General features: G+C 41.0%; 4 protein-coding genes. 2 read left to right on the plus strand and 2 right to left on the minus strand.

Annotation, left to right across the window (positions count from 1 at the left end; genetic code table 11):
- Positions 1-20 precede the first annotated feature (20 nt).
- Together Q1V93_RS15245 and dapF are read right to left on the minus strand one after the other, a co-directional pair.
- Entirely contained in the window at positions 21-515 is a 495-nt protein-coding gene (locus Q1V93_RS15245) for a hypothetical protein (RefSeq protein WP_300665839.1), read from the minus strand.
- Positions 508-1,287 carry a diaminopimelate epimerase gene (gene dapF / locus Q1V93_RS15250; RefSeq protein WP_300665840.1) on the minus strand — a complete coding sequence of 260 codons (780 nt, stop codon included), beginning with the start codon at positions 1,285-1,287 and terminating at the stop codon, positions 508-510. The genes Q1V93_RS15245 and dapF overlap by 8 nt, the downstream gene beginning before the upstream one ends.
- Before the next feature lie 131 nt (positions 1,288-1,418).
- Here dapF and Q1V93_RS15255 point away from each other — a divergent pair, with 131 nt between their 5' ends.
- On the plus strand, positions 1,419-2,888 hold the full coding sequence (locus Q1V93_RS15255; protein ID WP_300665842.1) for a trypsin-like peptidase domain-containing protein: 1,470 nt from the start codon (positions 1,419-1,421) through the stop codon (positions 2,886-2,888).
- Positions 2,889-3,164: 276 nt separating this feature from the next.
- Positions 3,165-3,396, plus strand: a 232-nt coding sequence (locus Q1V93_RS15260; RefSeq protein WP_300665844.1) for a sigma-70 factor domain-containing protein, incomplete at its 3' end; no start/stop codon positions are given.

Raw genomic sequence — 3,396 nt, forward strand, 5'->3', positions numbered from 1 at the left:
CAATTGATAATCAACACCAATCAACCACCTCCATTCAACAGCTTAATCCGATCCAATATCTCCTCCATCGAGTAATCCGGAATTCCACCATACCCTTCCGGCAAATTCAATCCGTTCACCCCGCGAATAAGCTTATTCGATTCCAGATAAATCAACAAATCCGCCAATTGCCCCACGTTCGAATCCAATTTCATCACTTCCCGAATCGGGCGCAAACAGGTAATTCCATCAACGGCACGTTCGTATTTCGAGAAAATACTTATCGGATCCAATTGAATATTATCACCCGGAATTTCAACTAAAACCAAAGGAATGACTGATCGTTTCGCTTTCTTCAACATTGAAGCAGTCAAAAGACGCTCAGATTTTCGGTATGTCAGACTGAAATAGTCCTTTCCATTAGAAATTCCAATGTGCGGAGGAATTTTATCCGCATTCCAGATCCAGATCATCGTTTTTTGTATCAAATTCTCCGGAAAACCTGCCTGGATGGCTTCAAAATTGAATTCAGACATTCACACTTCCTTTAAACACAAAAACAGCCGGACCAATCAGCCAGATATTGCTGAATCCATTAAAGTTTCTTGTGAATTTCACAGAAAGATCGCCACCTTGAGATTTCACCCGGTATTCAAACTCTCCGGAAACAGTATTTTTTTCACCTAAAGCCAAAGCCGCTGCTGTAACTCCGGTTCCGCAACTCAAGGTTTCATCCTCCACTCCGCGTTCATACGTACGAATCTCAAAAGAATTTTCACCCAGCTGATGAATCGCATTGACGTTGATACCTTCCTCTTTATATATATCGGAATAACGAATCTGCTTTCCGTAAGCAACGATATCAAAATCAGCGACATTATCCGTAAAATGAATAAAATGAGGCGATCCTGTATTCAAAACGAAATCCTTCTGAGAAGTATCTATCGTCGAAACATCATTCATCTTCAGATAAACCAGGTTATTCGATTTCACAGCTTCGTGTTCACCGTCAATTGCCATAAATCTTACCGAATCTTTCAAAACCCCCAATTCATGTGCAAAAGCTACCGAACAACGCGCTCCGTTTCCGCAGAAGCTTTTGGATCCATCGGAATTGTAATAATCCACTTCAAAATCATACCCTTCTATGGAATTAATCTTGATCAAACCATCCGCCCCGATTCCAAAACGACGGTCGCACAGTTTTTGAATATCGGAAATTCGCAACTGATTCCATTCGCCGGAGCGATTATCAATCAGGATAAAATCATTCCCTGTTCCCTGATATTTTACAAAGCTCAATTCCATATACTCCTTGCTATGATTGAGTTACAAGCCGATTATGCTTAACAATCTTTAACGCACAAAAGTAACAATCATCAAGAGAATTCGATTATAATTGTGTAAAAATTTAACAGAAACAAAAACTAATAGATACCATGAACAACACATTGAAATACTTAGGAGTTGGTTTTGTTGGTGGAATGATTCCATTCGCCTTCGGGTTCCTTTTATCGTCTAATTACAACACTCCTCTATCAGAACAGGTCATTGATGGCGACCGTGTTGCAAAAACAGTTTCTTATAACGGAATGCCCGTCGAGGGAAGCACTTCATTTGTTGAAGCATCCGAAAACACGATCAATTCAGTAGTTCACGTAACCACAAAAGTAGTTCGAACCCAAGTTCAGAGAGATCCGTTCTATGAATTCTTTTACGGACCCGGAACCGGCGGAAGAGAATTTAAGCAATATGGAAGTGGCTCGGGATCAGGAGTAATCGTTTCCAGCGCGGGTTACATCGTAACAAACAACCACGTGATCCAGGATGCCTCGGAAATTGAAGTCATTCTGAACGACAATTCAAAATACACGGCAACAGTTATCGGGACGGATCCTTCAACAGATATCGCAGTTCTGAAGATTGATGCACCGGGATTGAGACCAATCTCCATCGGAAACAGTGACGATTTACGCGTCGGAGAATGGGTATTGGCAGTTGGAAACCCGTTTAACCTGACTTCTACGGTTACAGCGGGGATCGTCAGTGCAAAAGCGAGAAATATCAACTTGCTTTCCGACAGAACAAGAAACACAAACGTTCCGATCGAATCCTTTATTCAAACAGATGCTGCTGTAAACCCGGGGAATTCCGGAGGAGCTTTGGTAAACACGAAAGGCGAATTGGTTGGAATCAACACGGCAATCGCTTCTCAAACAGGTTCATATACAGGCTACAGTTTTGCTGTTCCGGTGAATTTGGTAAACAAAGTCATGCGAGACATCATTGATTTCGGAGTTGTTCAACGCGCTTACCTTGGAGTACAGATCGCTGACATCAACCAGGAGATTAAGGAAAAGAACAAATTGCCGTCGACAAAAGGAGTCTTCATTTCAAGTGTTACTGAAAACGGAGGATCCGAGAAAGCCGGTGTGAAACAAAACTGGGTAATCCTGAAAGTCGGAGCGAAAGAAGTAAACTCGGTGGCTGCGTTACAGGAAGAAATCGGGAAACGCAGACCTGGTGACAAAGTAAACCTGACTTTACGCACGGAAGATGGTTCTGAAGTGATTAAAGAGATTCTATTGCGTTCTGCAGACGGAGAAACTGCTTTGAAATCAAAAGAAGAAATGAGCAAAACAGCTGCTTTGGGCGGAACTTTCGCTGAATTAACGTCGAAAGAAAAGAAAGAATTGAATCTAAGCTTCGGTGTGAAGGTGAAAACACTGGAACCGGGCAAATTGAAATCAAGCGGTCTTTCCGAAGGCGATATCATTACGAAAGTGAATCAAACGCAGATTGAATCGGTTGAACAGCTTACACGACTTCTGAACAGCGCCAAAGGAGGTGTTTTGTTAGAGATTGCTTCCGAAAGCGGAAAAAAAGAATATATCGGATTTGGACTTTAAAAAAAGTTCAATAGTCACAACGTTCAAAGAGTTCAAAAAAGGAGAATTACGAGATCTTATTTATTTCGTTTTGAACTTTTTAAACTCTTTGAACAGTTTAAACTTCCGCACAGAACTCACTAAATTCGGGATGGTTTAAACAAAAAATGTTAAGGCATGGTTTTTGAGAGGGCAAAATCTCCCAAAAATCTGCCTTTTTTATTTGGAAATCACTTCTCTTTCGTCGTAACTTTGCATCCTGATTTTCATTAATCGTTATAAAACGAAGTTCATTACATGAGACAACTTAAGATTACAAAATCGATTACCAATCGTGAGAGCCAGTCGTTAGACAAGTATCTTCAGGACATTGGTAAAGAAGAGCTAATCACCGCCGAAGAAGAAGTAGAATTGGCGCGTAAAATCAAACAAGGCGATCAAAGAGCACTAGAGAAATTAACCCGTGCAAATTTACGTTTCGTCGTGTCTGTAGCAAAACAGTATCAAAATCAAGGATTGACATTACCCG

This window comes from Fluviicola sp. (assembly GCF_030151805.1).
Taxonomy (GTDB): domain Bacteria; phylum Bacteroidota; class Bacteroidia; order Flavobacteriales_D; family Crocinitomicaceae; genus Fluviicola.